The organism is Thioclava sp. GXIMD4215 (genome assembly GCF_045291555.1).
Lineage (GTDB): Bacteria > Pseudomonadota > Alphaproteobacteria > Rhodobacterales > Rhodobacteraceae > Thioclava > Thioclava litoralis.
Genome location: NZ_CP149515.1, coordinates 294,283 through 307,965, shown reverse-complemented (window position 1 = coordinate 307,965; position 13,683 = coordinate 294,283). Strand labels below are relative to the sequence as shown.

Annotated in this window: 15 protein-coding genes; 12 read left to right on the top strand and 3 right to left on the bottom strand. The window is 59.6% G+C overall.

Annotated elements, in window-relative coordinates; genetic code table 11:
• Positions 1-232 precede the first annotated feature (232 nt).
• The 6 genes from purB to WDB86_RS01470 all read left to right on the top strand — a co-directional run bounded on the left by purB (position 233) and on the right by WDB86_RS01470 (position 6,153).
• On the top strand, positions 233-1,537 hold the full coding sequence (gene purB, locus WDB86_RS01495) for an adenylosuccinate lyase (RefSeq protein WP_339107572.1): 1,305 nt from the start codon (positions 233-235) through the stop codon (positions 1,535-1,537).
• Between the two features lie 181 nt (positions 1,538-1,718).
• Positions 1,719-2,780, top strand: a complete 1,062-nt coding sequence (locus tag WDB86_RS01490; RefSeq protein ID WP_339107573.1) for a FliG C-terminal domain-containing protein — start codon at positions 1,719-1,721, stop codon at positions 2,778-2,780.
• A 213-nt stretch (positions 2,781-2,993) separates the two neighbouring features.
• Complete coding sequence (gap, locus tag WDB86_RS01485; protein WP_406736394.1) at positions 2,994-3,998, top strand: type I glyceraldehyde-3-phosphate dehydrogenase; 1,005 nt, start codon at positions 2,994-2,996, stop codon at positions 3,996-3,998.
• 37 nt (positions 3,999-4,035) lie between these two features.
• On the top strand, positions 4,036-4,179 hold the full coding sequence (locus tag WDB86_RS01480) for a hypothetical protein (RefSeq protein WP_339107575.1): 144 nt from the start codon (positions 4,036-4,038) through the stop codon (positions 4,177-4,179).
• A gap of 90 nt (positions 4,180-4,269) precedes the next feature.
• Positions 4,270-5,271, top strand: coding sequence for a type I glyceraldehyde-3-phosphate dehydrogenase (gene gap, locus WDB86_RS01475; RefSeq protein ID WP_339107576.1), 1,002 nt, complete (start codon positions 4,270-4,272; stop codon positions 5,269-5,271).
• A 186-nt stretch (positions 5,272-5,457) separates the two neighbouring features.
• Positions 5,458-6,153 (top strand): YfdX family protein, encoded by a 696-nt coding sequence (locus WDB86_RS01470; RefSeq protein ID WP_339107577.1) that lies wholly within the window; start codon positions 5,458-5,460, stop codon positions 6,151-6,153.
• A 33-nt stretch (positions 6,154-6,186) separates the two neighbouring features.
• Here the strand turns inward: WDB86_RS01470 and coaD are convergent, their stop codons facing one another.
• From coaD to WDB86_RS01455, 3 genes are all read right to left on the bottom strand, one after another.
• The gene (coaD, locus tag WDB86_RS01465) at positions 6,187-6,684 is read right to left on the bottom strand and encodes a pantetheine-phosphate adenylyltransferase (protein WP_339107578.1); all 498 of its coding nucleotides are present in this window, start codon (positions 6,682-6,684) and stop codon (positions 6,187-6,189) included.
• 201 nt (positions 6,685-6,885) lie between these two features.
• Positions 6,886-7,320 carry a CBS domain-containing protein gene (locus WDB86_RS01460; protein WP_406720944.1) on the bottom strand — a complete coding sequence of 145 codons (435 nt, stop codon included), beginning with the start codon at positions 7,318-7,320 and terminating at the stop codon, positions 6,886-6,888.
• Positions 7,321-7,533: 213 nt separating this feature from the next.
• Positions 7,534-8,448 (bottom strand): LysR family transcriptional regulator, encoded by a 915-nt coding sequence (locus WDB86_RS01455; RefSeq protein WP_339107581.1) that lies wholly within the window; start codon positions 8,446-8,448, stop codon positions 7,534-7,536.
• Between the two features lie 150 nt (positions 8,449-8,598).
• On the opposite strand from WDB86_RS01455, the gene WDB86_RS01450 reads away from it, so the two are divergent.
• The 6 genes from WDB86_RS01450 (at position 8,599) to WDB86_RS01425 (ending at position 13,668) form a co-directional block, all read left to right on the top strand.
• Positions 8,599-10,098 carry a CoA-acylating methylmalonate-semialdehyde dehydrogenase gene (locus tag WDB86_RS01450; protein WP_339109515.1) on the top strand — a complete coding sequence of 500 codons (1,500 nt, stop codon included), beginning with the start codon at positions 8,599-8,601 and terminating at the stop codon, positions 10,096-10,098.
• Between the two features lie 117 nt (positions 10,099-10,215).
• The gene (locus tag WDB86_RS01445) at positions 10,216-11,022 is read left to right on the top strand and encodes a prolyl oligopeptidase family serine peptidase (protein WP_406736393.1); all 807 of its coding nucleotides are present in this window, start codon (positions 10,216-10,218) and stop codon (positions 11,020-11,022) included.
• Between the two features lie 55 nt (positions 11,023-11,077).
• Positions 11,078-12,127 carry an enoyl-CoA hydratase/isomerase family protein gene (locus tag WDB86_RS01440; protein ID WP_406736392.1) on the top strand — a complete coding sequence of 350 codons (1,050 nt, stop codon included), beginning with the start codon at positions 11,078-11,080 and terminating at the stop codon, positions 12,125-12,127.
• Positions 12,128-12,235: 108 nt separating this feature from the next.
• Entirely contained in the window at positions 12,236-12,613 is a 378-nt protein-coding gene (locus WDB86_RS01435; RefSeq protein WP_406736391.1) for a hypothetical protein, read from the top strand.
• Positions 12,614-12,772: 159 nt separating this feature from the next.
• A complete protein-coding gene (locus WDB86_RS01430) occupies positions 12,773-13,195 on the top strand; it encodes an excinuclease ABC subunit A (protein ID WP_339107586.1) in 423 nt (140 codons plus the stop codon).
• Positions 13,196-13,206: 11 nt separating this feature from the next.
• On the top strand, positions 13,207-13,668 hold the full coding sequence (locus WDB86_RS01425; RefSeq protein WP_339107587.1) for a hypothetical protein: 462 nt from the start codon (positions 13,207-13,209) through the stop codon (positions 13,666-13,668).
• Positions 13,669-13,683 lie beyond the last annotated feature (15 nt).

Here is a 13,683-nt window from a genome sequence, read left to right as displayed (position 1 = left end):
CAAAAACCGGTCAGGCATTTTGCGCCCCCACCGGAACCAGCGCCGGACAATATGTGGGAGATTCGCCCGCGCAGAGTGTCTGCCCTCCGTTTTTGCGCCGCCCGAACGGTCCCGAGGCAGGAAATAGCCCAGTTTCGCCCCGTCAGACCCTCCCTCTACCTTGCCCGACGGGGGCGCGCAGTCTAGAAGCCTGCCAACAGCTTACATCTAGCGCAATCGAAAGGTCTCAAGCATGATCCCGCGTTATGCCCGCAAAGAGATGGTCGACATCTGGGAACCCGCCACCAAATTCAAGATCTGGTACGAGATCGAGGCCCATGCCTGCGACGCACAGGCCGCTCTCGGTGTGATCCCGAAAGAAAACGCCGAAGCCGTCTGGAAAGCCAAGGATGTCGAGTTCGATGTCGCGCGGATCGACGAGATCGAAGCGGTCACCAAGCATGACGTCATCGCCTTCCTGACCCATCTGGCCGAGCATGTCGGCTCGGACGAGGCGCGTTTCGTGCATCAGGGCATGACCTCTTCGGATGTGCTCGACACCTGCCTCAACGTGCAACTGGTGCGCGCCGCCGACATTCTGCTGGCCGATCTGGACAAGGTTCTGGCCGCGCTGAAAAAACGCGCCTACGAGCATAAGAACACCGTTCGCGTGGGCCGCTCGCATGGTATCCATGCCGAACCCACCACGATGGGCCTGACATTTGCCCGTTTCTACGCCGAGATGGACCGCAACAAGGCCCGTCTGCAGGCCGCGCGTGAAGAGGTTGCCACCGGTGCGATTTCGGGCGCGGTCGGCACTTTCGCCAATATCGATCCGGCCGTGGAAGAGCATGTGTGTGCGCAGCTCGGCCTCAAGCCCGAGCCGATCTCCACGCAGGTCATCCCGCGCGACCGTCATGCGATGTTCTTTGCGACGCTGGGCGTGATTGCCTCCTCGATGGAAAATATCGCGATTGAAATCCGTCACATGCAGCGCACCGAAGTGCTGGAAGGCGCGGAATTCTTCTCGATGGGCCAGAAGGGCTCGTCGGCCATGCCGCATAAGAAGAACCCCGTTCTGACCGAGAACCTGACCGGTCTGGCACGTCTGGTGCGCATGACGGTGGTGCCGGCGATGGAGAACGTGGCGCTCTGGCACGAGCGTGACATCTCGCATAGCTCGGTCGAGCGCGGTATCGGCCCCGATGCGACCATCACGCTGGATTTCGCGCTGAACCGTCTGGCGGGCGTGGTCGAGAAGATGCTGATCTTCCCGCAGAACATGCTCGACAATATGAACAAATTCCCCGGTCTGGTGATGAGCCAGCGCGTGCTTCTGGCGCTGACGCAGGCGGGTGTCTCGCGCGAGGACGCCTATTCCATGGTGCAGCGTAACGCGCTGAAAGTCTGGGAAGAGCGTCTGGACTTCCGCGAGCTGCTGCTGGCCGACAAGGATGTGGTCGCCGCGCTTGGCGTGGATGGCATCAATGCGAAATTCGACATGGAGTATCACACGAAACATGTCGACACGATCTTCCGTCGGGTTTTTGGCGCGTAACGCCTGTCCTGCCGGACTGCATGACATTTCGGGGCGCCCATCGGGCGCCCTTTTCCATAGGCCCATCCGGCGATGGTTAACTTTTAGGGAAAATCCGATATTTCCAAAGACCTAGTAACCCGCCTTTAACGCTGAACTGCGAATGTGGCGCCATACAAGGCAGAAAGTCATGGAGTCTCGGGTGAACCAACTTGCCACTTTGGGAAATTTTGATGCAGCAAGCTTCGATATGGGGAGCAGCAGTCCGGGTCTGACCAAAAAACAGAAGGCGGCGATTATTGTCCGTCTGCTGTCTTCCGAAGGCGAGAAACTGCCCCTGATGCAGCTCAGCGATGACCAGCAAACCGAACTGGCCGAGGAAATCTCGCGGCTGAGTATGGTCGACAAAGACACCATGAACACCGTGATCGAAGAATTCTGCAACGAGCTGGAGGCGATTGGCATCACTTTTGCCGGTGGTCTGGATTCGGCGTTGAAGCTGTTGCAGGGCCAGTTGACGCCCTCTGCCGAAAGCCGCCTGCGCAAACTGGCGGCGGGCAATTCCCGCTCTGACCCGTGGGAACGGATTGCCGCGCTGGAAACCGACGCGCTGGCCCCGATTGCCGAGGAGGAGAGCATCGAGATTTGCGCTGTACTGCTGTCCAAGCTGACGGTGGCGAAATCGGCAGAGCTTCTGTCGAAAATGCCCGGCGAGAAAGCGCGGCGCGTGGCCTATGCTGTGTCGCTGACCGGCAATATCGCCCCCGAGACGGTTTGGAAAATCGGTCAGGCGATTATCGCTCAGGTCGATGCGGTGCCGGTGCGGGCCTTTACCTCGGGGCCGGTCGAACGGGTCGGGGCGATCCTCAACTATACCAAAGCGACCACCCGCGATGATGTTCTGACAGGCCTTGACGAGGCCGATAAGGATTTTGCTGATCAGGTGCGCAAGGCGATCTTCACCTTCGCCAATATTCCGGTGCGGATCGCGCCGAAAGACTTGCCGAAGATCCTGCGCAATGTGCCGCAGGAAAGCCTGCTGACCGCGCTGGCTGCCTCGGTCACGGGCGAAAATGCAAAGGCGGCAGAGTTCATCCTTGAAAACATGTCCAAGCGCATGGCTGACGGGCTGCGCGAGGAAATGGAGACGCTGGGCAAGATCAAGGAGAAGGATGCCGAAGAGGCGATGGGCGCTGTTGTGAATGTCATTCGCGAGATGGAAGCTGCCGGAGAGATTTTCCTTGTTGCCGAAGATGAAGACTAAGAGCCATATTCTTCAGCATTGATTCTCCGTGACTCGCGGATTGCAATCTTTGTCCTGAACTCTGTGGCGGCATGCTGCCGAAGTTATCGCCAACGTTAGCGCAACCCCGTAATGTTTACGCTAACACGCTGTTTGCGCGTGTTTTCTCGCGGTGCATGCAGTGGTATTCATGAGGCAATTCATGAATCTGATCGCTTCGTTTGGGAGAGCATCATGACCGTAACCATCGGGATTAATGGCTTCGGCCGCATCGGGCGCTGCACGCTGGCGCATATCGCAGAAGCCGCGCGCAATGACGTGCAGGTTGTGAAGATCAACGCCACGGGGCCGATCGCAACCAATGCTCACCTGCTGAAATATGACTCCGTCCACGGGCGCTTCGGCGGTCAGGTCAAGGTCGAAGGCAAAACGCTGGATCTGGGTCAGGGCCCGATCGAGGTGATGTCGACCTATAACCCGCAAGATCTGGACTGGGATGGCGTTGACGTCGTCCTTGAATGCACCGGTAAATTCAATGCCCGTGACAAAGCGGCGGTCCATCTTGGTCGCGGCGCGAAGCGCGTTCTGGTGTCGGCACCGGCGACCAATGTCGACCGCACCGTGGTTTACGGTGTCAACCATCGCGACCTGACGCTGGCCGACGAGGTTGTCTCGAACGGTTCCTGCACCACCAACTGTCTGGCACCGTTGGCAAAAGTTTTGAACGAAGCGATCGGCATCGATTCAGGCGTGATGACCACCATTCACTCCTATACCGGTGACCAGCCGACGCTCGACCGTCGCCACAAAGACCTCTACCGTGCGCGCGCCGCTGCAATGGCCATGATCCCGACCTCCACCGGTGCAGCCAAAGCCATCGGTGAAGTCCTTCCCGAGCTGGCGGGCCGTCTGGACGGGTCCTCGATCCGTGTGCCGACCCCCAATGTCTCGGCGGTGGATCTGACCTTTATCGCCAAGAAAAACGTGACGGTCGATGACGTGAACGAAGTCGTGCGCGAGGCGGCAATGGGGCATATGGGCAAGGTTCTGGCCTATGATCCCGAGCCGAAGGTCTCGATCGACTTCAACCACACGCCCTACTCGTCTATCTTCGCCCCCGACCAGACTAAAGTGACCGGCGGCAAGCTTGTGCGCGTTCTGGCATGGTACGATAACGAATGGGGCTTCTCCTGCCGTATGGCCGATGTGGCCGGCACGATGGGTCGCCTGTTGCACTAAAGCTTTCGGCCAGTCCGGGAGCGGAAAAAGAGGGTCTATGACCAACCGTATCGCTCTTGGGCTGGCCGCCCTTATCGTGCTGGCAATGCTGGCCGATCTTCTTCTGACCGGCGGCCACACGCTGTTCTTTCTTTCCAGAAAAATAACCGACCTCGTCTATTATCTTCAATTCTGGCGCTGAAGACCTACATTCGCGTTGACCTTTTACGTCGAATGTTCATGTTAGCGCAAACGGTGCCCTTGGCGCCGCAGAAAGCGAGAGGAGACAAAGATGACGGTCAAAGTAGCGATCAACGGCTTCGGGCGGATCGGGCGCAATGTATTGCGTGCTATCGTGGAATCCGGTCGTACCGATATCGAAGTTGTGGCGATCAACGACCTCGGTCCTGTTGAAACCAATGCGCATCTGATCCGGTTTGATTCGGTGCATGGCCGCTTTCCGGGCGAAGTCACCACGGGCGAGGACTGGATTGATGTCGGACGCGGCCCGATCCGCGTGACCGCATTGCGCGATCCGAAAGATCTCCCTTGGGGGGATGTCGATGTGGCGCTGGAATGCACCGGTATTTTCACCGACCGCGAGAAAGCCGCGATCCACCTGCAAAACGGCTCCAAACGCGTGTTGGTCTCTGCCCCTTCGAAAGGTGCCGACAAAACCATCGTCTTTGGCGTTAATGACAGCACGCTGACCACCGAAGATCTGGTCGTGTCGAACGCCTCCTGCACCACAAACTGCCTGTCGCCGGTGGCCAAAGTGCTCAATGACACCGTCGGAATCGTCAAAGGGTTCATGACCACGGTGCACAGCTATACCGGCGACCAGCCGACGCTGGATACAATGCATAAGGATCTGTATCGCGGTCGCGCAGCGGCCATGTCGATGATCCCGACCTCGACCGGCGCGGCCAAGGCGGTCGGTCTGGTTCTGCCGGAACTCAACGGCAAGCTGGATGGCGTGGCAATCCGCGTCCCCACCCCGAATGTGTCGGTCGTCGATCTGACGTTTGAAGCCGCGCGCGCCACTACGGTGGAGGAAATCAACGCCGCCATCAAAGCCGCCGCAGAAGGTCCGCTCAAGGGCATTCTGGGCTATACCGCCCGCCCGAATGTCTCGATCGATTTCAACCATGACCCCCATAGCTCGACCTTCGCACTCGATCAGACCAAGGTTATGGAGGGCACGATGGTGCGCATTCTGACGTGGTATGACAATGAATGGGGCTTCTCCAACCGCATGGGCGACACGGCGGTCGCGATCGGTAAGCTTATCTGAATATTGGCAAAAATGTGTCAAAAAGGGGGCCGTCGTGCCCCCTTTTTCATGCTTGCTCACCAAGGCTTCAAGGGTATGTGACTGAAATCTGGGAACCTTTTTACGACGGGCCGAGTTATCCACACACTGGCGCGGAACGACCCCGCCCCGATAAAAGCAAACCCACTCCTCGGAAGGAGTCACATGATGGACTGTAAAACTCGTATCTTCTCGCTCGCCCTTATTGGCGGTCTTGCCAGCAGCGCCGCCATTTTTCCGGCTTTCGCTGAAGACGCACAGGCCCCTAATCTTGACAAGGTCGAACAGAAGGCTGCCAGCGACGCGGATCTCGTCAAGCTTTCTAAGGAGGCGGCTTTGTCCATGCATGCCGTGCGCGGGGCGCGTCTGGCAATTTTCGACGGGCAGGATGATGCAGCGGGAAAGATGATCGACGGAGCCCTGACCCATATGCAGCACGCTGAGGCGCAAGGGTCCAAGGGGATCGCCCCAATGAACACCACCCAGCCGGGCGCCTATGTGCCCTTCGATCTGTCGATGAATGTCGGTGCTGATTTTACCGTGACCAAGCAAAACGAGCATCAGGTCGAAGCGGCGCAGACGATGGCAGCCAACGGCAATGCGCTCGGCGCGGCGAAACTCCTGAAAGCATCGGATGTTTCGGTGGACCTTTCTTCGGCGCTGATTCCGGCAGATCTGGCGACAGACCAACTGAAACAGGCCAAAGCCGCCTATGCTAAAGGCGACCTGCAAGCCGCAAATATGGCGTTGAAAGATGTCGAGGAATCGGTGGTTTTCCAAAGCGTGGATTACCAGCGCATCCCTGACCCGTCGCCCCGGATGAGCGCAAACAGCGCCGCCAAGCTTGTCCCCGGCGAAAGTTAAGCCAGTACGACATGCAAAACTGCCTGACCTGCGTCAGGCAGTTTTCAGTTTTGCCCCCAAGCGTTGATGCACGGCAGGGGTAACAAAATGCGAGACATCACCGTCCAGCCGCGCGATCTCCTTGACCAGTTTTGACGCAATCGCCTGACGACGGGCATCCGCCATCAGGAACACGGTCTCGATCTCGCTGTTAAGCGCACGGTTCATGCCAACCATCTGGAATTCATATTCAAAATCGGCGACGGCCCGTAGGCCGCGGATGATGATATTGGCCCCCACATCGGCGGCACAATCAATCAACAGATTTTCGAAAGGATGCACCCTAATCTCGCCGCCCCGGCGGGCCGTGATGGAAGCGCATTCCGCCTCCAGCATCTCGACACGCTCTTCCAGCGAAAATAATGGCCCCTTGTCACGGTTGATCGCGACACCAATCACCAGACGGTCCACCAAAGACAGTCCGCGCTCGATGATATCCAGATGCCCCAAAGTGACCGGATCGAAAGTTCCGGGATACAAACCGATACGCATGGGGGGCTCCTACCTCTGCTCCCGCGCGTCCTCGCTCGCGCGGTTCTTCCGCGACAGGCAACAAGATTGTCATCCCAGATGCAAGGGTTAACGCGTAAATCGGATTGGAATAGGGCAAATTTTCCGATCAGAGCCAACCCGCACCGACTGCCGGTCGCCCCCGAGTGCACGCAGGGCGGGCCAGCGGCCCACCCGTTTTTCTCAGTTGCCCATGATCATGCCGGTCAGGGCTTCTTTTTCCATATGGAGTTCATCCACACGCGCGGCCGCCACGTCACGAATGGAAATCAGACCGATCATTTCGTCGCCCGACAGCACCGGCATATGGCGGAAACCGCCCGCGCTCATCATCTCCAGCACTTCCGTCGTGGTTGTGGTCCGGCAGCAGCTGGTGATCTTGGTGGACATGACCGTCGACACCGGATGCGACAGGCAAGTGCCGCCATGACGTCCGATTTCGCGGATCAGATCCCGCTCGGAAACGATCCCGTCGATATGTTTGCCATCGCGCGACACGACGACCGCCCCGATCTTGCGCGCGGAGAGTAGACGGGCAACGTCGGCAATCGAGTCCTCGGGCATAACCGTCACAACGCCGTCATCTTTCTTCGACTTCAGAATTTGTAGAACCTGCATGGCATCCTCCTCAGGCAAATGTGGTCCTTTCCCCGATACCAAGGGTCGGGGTCGCACCCCCATTCTGTCAAGCCCGAGGAGTAAAGACGCCCCTAGAGAAAGGTCCTATTTCAGCGGGTTTCCGCGAAATTGCGACACCGTGACGCAGGGGCATGCCTGATTAATAAGCATGAGCTAGCTCATTGGTTTATAAAACTTTTATAAGCCTGATCGCTATTCAGAAATAGTTAACCCCTGTGCGGCCAAGGCTTCCAGTCGCGCAACCTCTGCGCGAAGCCCCTGCCCCAGCATCTCGGCCACCCGCGTCAGCCGTTCAGACCGGCGGTCATCGGCATGGCGCAGCAGCCAGAAGGTCCGGCATAAAGACACCTCCTCCGTCAGCACCGTCACCACCCCCGGCGCGAAGGGCAGCGCGAAATCATGCACGATCCCCAACCCCGCCCCCGCGCGCAGCATCTGCATCTGCACCGAAACCGAATTCGACGCCAGCGCCACGCGTTCGGCCCCCGTCTCGGACTGGTAATCCAGCCCCTTGTCGAAAATCATATCGGAAATATAGCCGACAATCCGGTGGTCTTTCAGATCCGCCCGCGAGCGGATTTCGGGATGTGCCGCCAGATAAGAATGATGCGCTGCCAGATGCAGCTGGTAATCGGCCAGCTTCTGCACCGTCAGCCGCCCCGCCGTGGGCCGCGACACGGTGATCGCCATATCCGCCTCGCGCTTCGAGAGGTTGAACACCCGCGGCAACGCGACGATCTGCAGATCCAGTTCGGGATTTTCTTCGGCGATCCGCTTGCAGATCTGCGGCAGAAGATAATTGGCAATGCCATCCGGCGCCCCGATGCGCAACTGGCCCGTCAGCTTTCCGGCCTGCCCGCTGATCTCTTCTTCGGCCAGCCCCATCGCCTGTTCCATCGCCTCGGCATGCGGCAGAAGCCGGATTCCGGGATCGGTCAGCGTGTAGCCCTGCGGTGATTTCAGAAACAGCTTGGTCGAGAGCCCCTCCTCCAAGCGCCCCACACGCCGACCGACCGTTGCCGCGTCGCATTTCAGGCTCCGTCCGGCACCGGACAGGCTTTCGGCACGCGCCACCGCAAGAAACACGCGAAGATCATCCCAATCCATGGATCACCACCCCTCAAGGCTTTGCGATTTTGCAAAACTTCCTTTGAGACTTATCCCCTTTTCTGCGCAATCTCGCAATACTAGCCTACAGCGGAACGTCGCAAGACAGCGACAGAGGAGGACATCATGAAAGATTTTGGAGGCCAAGGCGTGAAAGAGCTGGGTCATTGGATCAACGGCGAATATGTCGCCGGTAAATCGGGCCGTTTTGCCGATATCTACAATCCGGCAACGGGCGAGATTCAGGCGAAAGTCGCGCTGGCAACGGTTGAAGAAGTGCAGTCGGCCATCGCCAAAGCAGCCGAAGCACAGGTGAAATGGGCGGCCACCAACCCCCAGCGCCGCGCCCGCGTCATGATGAAATTCGCCGCGCTCATCAACGAGCATATGGAAGAGCTGGCAGAGCTGGTCTCGCGCGAGCACGGCAAGACCATCCCCGATGCGCGTGGCGACGTCCAGCGTGGTCTGGAAGTGGTCGAGGTCTGCCAGGGCGGCCCGTCGCTTCTGAAAGGCGAATATACCGATAACGCCGGTCCGGGTATCGATCTTTACTCCATGCGTCAGGCGCTGGGTGTTGTGGCAGGCATCACGCCCTTCAACTTCCCCGCGATGATCCCGCTGTGGAAAATGGCGCCCGCACTGACCTGCGGTAACGCGATGATCCTCAAGCCGTCCGAGCGCTGCCCCTCGACCTCGTTCCGTCTGGCGGAACTCCTGAAAGAAGCGGGCCTGCCCGATGGCGTGCTGCAGATCGTCAATGGCGACAAGGTGGCCGTGGATGCGATCCTGGATGACGAAGTGATCCAGGCTGTGGGCTTTGTCGGCTCGACCCCGATCGCGCAATATATCTATGGCCGCGCCACCACCAACGGCAAACGCGCGCAATGCTTCGGCGGTGCGAAAAACCATATGATCATCATGCCCGATGCCGATATGGACAAGGCCGCAGACGCGCTGATCGGCGCAGGCTACGGTGCGGCAGGCGAACGCTGCATGGCGATTTCTGTCGCGGTTCCGGTGGGCGAAGGCACTGCCGAGAAGCTGATCGAGCGCCTCGTGCCGAAGATCGAAAAGCTGAAAATCGGGCCGTATACCGCAGGCGAGGATATCGACTATGGTCCGGTCATCACCAAAGCCGCGCAAGAGCGTATCCTTGGCCTGATCGACAAGGGCGTGGAAGAAGGCGCGACGCTGGTGACCGATGGTCGCGGGTTCAAGCTGCAAGGCTATGAGAACGGCTTCTATGTCGGCCCGACCCTTTTCGACAATGTCGAGCCGAACATGGAGATCTACAAGCAGGAGATCTTCGGGCCGGTTCTGTCGATGGTGCGCGCATCGTCCTATGAGGACGCGCTGGCACTGGTCATCGAAAACGAATATGGCAACGGCACCGCGATCTACACAGCCGATGGCGATGTGGCGCGCGATTTCGCAAGCCGTGTGAATGTGGGCATGGTCGGCATCAACTTCCCGATCCCCGTTCCGCTGTCCTATTACACCTTCGGCGGCTGGAAGAAATCGGCCTTTGGCGACCTGAACCAATATGGTCCGGATGCCTTCCGCTTCTACACCAAAACCAAAACCGTCACCGCCCGCTGGTTCTCCGGCATCAAGGACGGTGCGTCGCTGAACTTCAAGGCGATGGACTAACGCTCCCTGTCGGGGCCTTCCTCCCCGATACGAAAGCCGCTCCCTCGGGGGCGGCTTTTTCTCTTTGCGGAACAGCTTGGGTCATGAGGTGGTTGGGACGGTAAAAGGAGCTTTCAGATGTTCGATACCTCCCGCCCCACCGCCACCTTCCCCGAGCCGATCCGGCAGGATGTGGATGGCATTCCCGTTCTGGCCCAGCCCCCTGCGGGCGAACTCCGCGGGATCTGGCTGCATGTGCCTGCCTATGAGCTCTCTAAGGAAGAGGCTCTGCCTGTTTTGCAGCGCGCGGCCCGTCTGGGCTATCTGGGCGTCAGCTTCGACCCGTGGATGATGGGCGCGCGCACTATCCCCGAAGATACCGATAACGCTACCCGCCGCGCCCGCATTTTCGCCAATTTCCGGCGCAACTTCTGGCCGATCCTCGGGCAGACCGCGATAGAGGTGCCCCGCGTGCTAGATTGGGCCGAGGCGGAATTCGACATCCATACCCCCGTCACCATGTCGGGCCATTCGATGGGCGGCGATATCGGCGTGGTGGCTATGGGCCTCGACAAGCGCATCACCAAACTGGCGGCCGTGGTCGGCACCCCCGACTGGACCCGCCCCGCCGCCCGCGATCTGGAGACCCAGACCCACTTCATGGACCTTGGTCAGGCTGACTGGCATGCACGGTTTTTCCATGATGCGCTGGACCCGATGACCCATCCCGAACGCTATGCCCACGGTCCGCGCATCGCCTTCATTCTGGGGGGCGAGGATGAGCATGTACCCCGCAACGGGGCCGAGCGTTTCCGCACCGATCTGATCGAGCGTTACGGGCTGGGCAGCATCACGATCACCTATCTCGCGGGCAAGACCCATATGGATTTCATGGAGTACGACCTCTGGTGGGACGAGGCCGTTGCGCAACTTCAGGCACAATAGGCTTGCGGCGCCTTGCCGCCTGCCCCACCATCGCCGCAACCGAGGAGGACCCAGAATGGACGACGTGCATATCCGCATCCAAGGCCGCGCAGGCCGGATCACGCTGACCCGCCCCAAGGCGCTGAACGCGCTGAGCCACCCGATGTGTCTGGCCATCGAGCGCGCTTTGGACGACTGGCGTGAGGACAGCGCGGTGGATCTGGTGATCCTTGATGCCGAGGGCGAGCGGGCCTTTTGCGCCGGTGGCGATATCGCGGCTGTCTATCATGCAGGGCGCGCGGGCGATTACGCTCTGGGGCAGGCCTTCTGGCGCGACGAATACCGGATGAATGACAAGCTTGCCCATTATCCCAAGCCGATCCTGTCCTTCATGCAGGGCTTCGTGATGGGCGGCGGCGTCGGGCTGGGCGGCCATGTCCGCCACCGGATCATCGGCAAGACGACACAAGTTGCCATGCCCGAATGCGGCATCGGCCTTATTCCCGATGTCGGCGGCACATGGCGCCTTGCGCAGGCCCCCGGATATCTGGGCGAATATCTGGGCCTGACCGGTGCGCGTATGGGCCCTGCGGATGCGCTTTATGCAGGTTTTGCCGACAGGGTAATCGCCGAAGAGAACTGGCCGCACCTGATTGCCGCACTCTGTCAGTCCGGCACGGTGGATGCCCTGCCTGCGGGCGAGCTCCTGCCCGAGGGGCCTCTTTCCGCGGCCCGCACCGTGATCGACCGCTGTTTCGGGGCGGATGATCTGGCCGCCATCCTTGTGAATCTGGAAACGGCGGGCAACAGTTTCGCCCTTGAAACGCGACAGACGCTAGAGCGGAACTCGGCCCTGTCGATGGCGGCGACCCTGCGGCTTGTGCGTATGGGCCGCGAGGCCCGCGACATCCGCGAGGCGCTGTCGAACGAGTTCCGCTTCACCGCCCGTGCCTGCGAATCCGCCGAGTTTCTGGAAGGGGTGCGCGCCCAGATCATCGACAAGGACCGCAAACCGGTCTGGCGGTTCGCATCCGGCGCGGATATGCAGGCGCGGGTGGATGCCCTTCTTGCCCCCCTGCCAGAAGATCTGGCTATCAATTTCGGCGCACAGGCCTGCCCAGCTTAAGCAAAGCTGAAAAGTTCCGTCTACACAAAAAAGTTTTTCTTTTAAAAACAGCGATCAAAAGCGGTTAGCAGTTCGTTTAAAGGACATATGACTACAAAGGAGCAGTTCATGAAACGCCTACTTATGTCCGCATCGATTGCCTTGGTTACCCTTTCGGGAGCTGCATTCGCCGATCAAGGTCACAATACAAACGGCTGCGCGCCGGGCCAGAAATGTCAGGCCTCGCAGCGCCAGAAGTCGGACAATCATGGCAAGGCCGTCTCGGCTCAGGCCAGCTCGAAAAAAGCGGCCCCGCAACAGCAGGTCAGCGCAAAACATAGCGCCCCGGGCCGTGCGCCGAGCGCCGCCCAGCTCAAACGCCTGCCCGCACCGCCGAAAGGTCAGGAATACCGCATCGTGAACGAGCGCGTCGTGCGCGTCGATACCGATACGCTGAAAACCGTGGCCGTGATCGGCCTCGTCAGCGCCCTGCTGAGCAACAAGTAATCGCTCGCATATCCCGTTGAAGGCCGGACATTTTCCAATGTCCGGCCTTTTTCCGCCAAGGCGCTCGGGCCTTTGGCAATAAACCGCGCAGGCTAAATTCCGCTTCTGGAACTTCTTCCCCGCCATGCGCATTTCTTACTCAAATCGAAGGAGTAAGTCATGAATAAGACCATGAAAAATTCGCTCATTCTCGCAACGACCCTGTCGCTCGCCCCTCTGGTCGCACTGGCCGATCCGCCGTGGCAGAAAGGCGACCATAAAGGCATGCCGCCGGGCATTGCGAAAAAGGTGGATGACCATCATCGCGGTGATAACGAGAAGGTCATCGTCATCGACCGCCGTGATGACCACCGCGACGACCGCCGTGTCGAAGAGCGCAGGGTCGATGATCATCGCTTCCCCAGCCATGAGTGGCGCCGTGGCGAGCGGATCGACCGTGACTATGTTGTGATCCGCGATCCGGGTCGTTATGGTCTCGACCCGCACTATACCTATTATCGCAGCTATGATCACGTCTATCGCGTCGATAAGACCGGTCAGATGCTGGCACTGATCGGTGCGGTAAATGCCATCCTGAACTAATCGGAGACCGAATGTCCGGTTTTACACCTTCTCTGATCCGCACCCTCGGCGTCACCGCCGGGGGTGTTTTGTTGATATCGCTCGGCCTCTCGGCCCCCGCGACCGCACAAACGGTCCTGCGCGGCGGCAATGCCATCAACGCGCCCAGCAATCGCGAGGGTGCCGCCCTTGTGGCGCAGCAACCCGAAAGCGAACGCGATTGCAAAACGCTCTCCACCGGCTCGACATTCTGCCGCGTACCTGGCACGCAGGGCGTGCGCGGGCGCTGGGTGTTACAGGCGCAAAAGGCTCCGGAATTTGCGGTCGGGGACGATTTTCCGATCTATCAACATTCCATGCTGATGGATCTGCGCCGGTATGACCTTCCCAATGTGGATGGCGATTGGCGCTATTATAAGGTGGGCCGGCATATCTACCGCGTCGATGCCCGCACAAAGAAAGTGCTTTCAGTGGTGGAAGGCAGCTTCCGTTAGGGGCGCGGCGGCCCG

Excerpts from the sequence above, each read along its gene's own strand:
- purB (WP_339107572.1), top strand. The coding sequence starts at position 233 with ATGATCCCGCGTTATGCCCGCAAAGAGATGGTCGACATCTGGGAACCC.
- WDB86_RS01425 (WP_339107587.1), top strand. The coding sequence starts at position 13,207 with ATGTCCGGTTTTACACCTTCTCTGATCCGCACCCTCGGCGTCACCGCC.
- gap (WP_406736394.1), top strand. The coding sequence starts at position 2,994 with ATGACCGTAACCATCGGGATTAATGGCTTCGGCCGCATCGGGCGCTGC.
- WDB86_RS01470 (WP_339107577.1), top strand. The coding sequence starts at position 5,458 with ATGGACTGTAAAACTCGTATCTTCTCGCTCGCCCTTATTGGCGGTCTT.
- WDB86_RS01445 (WP_406736393.1), top strand. The coding sequence starts at position 10,216 with ATGTTCGATACCTCCCGCCCCACCGCCACCTTCCCCGAGCCGATCCGG.
- WDB86_RS01440 (WP_406736392.1), top strand. The coding sequence starts at position 11,078 with ATGGACGACGTGCATATCCGCATCCAAGGCCGCGCAGGCCGGATCACG.
- WDB86_RS01480 (WP_339107575.1), top strand. The coding sequence starts at position 4,036 with ATGACCAACCGTATCGCTCTTGGGCTGGCCGCCCTTATCGTGCTGGCA.
- WDB86_RS01435 (WP_406736391.1), top strand. The coding sequence starts at position 12,236 with ATGAAACGCCTACTTATGTCCGCATCGATTGCCTTGGTTACCCTTTCG.
- coaD (WP_339107578.1), bottom strand. The coding sequence starts at position 6,684 with ATGCGTATCGGTTTGTATCCCGGAACTTTCGATCCGGTCACTTTGGGG.
- WDB86_RS01455 (WP_339107581.1), bottom strand. The coding sequence starts at position 8,448 with ATGGATTGGGATGATCTTCGCGTGTTTCTTGCGGTGGCGCGTGCCGAA.
- gap (WP_339107576.1), top strand. The coding sequence starts at position 4,270 with ATGACGGTCAAAGTAGCGATCAACGGCTTCGGGCGGATCGGGCGCAAT.
- WDB86_RS01460 (WP_406720944.1), bottom strand. The coding sequence starts at position 7,320 with ATGCAGGTTCTACAAATTCTGAAGTCGAAGAAAGATGACGGCGTTGTG.
- WDB86_RS01430 (WP_339107586.1), top strand. The coding sequence starts at position 12,773 with ATGAATAAGACCATGAAAAATTCGCTCATTCTCGCAACGACCCTGTCG.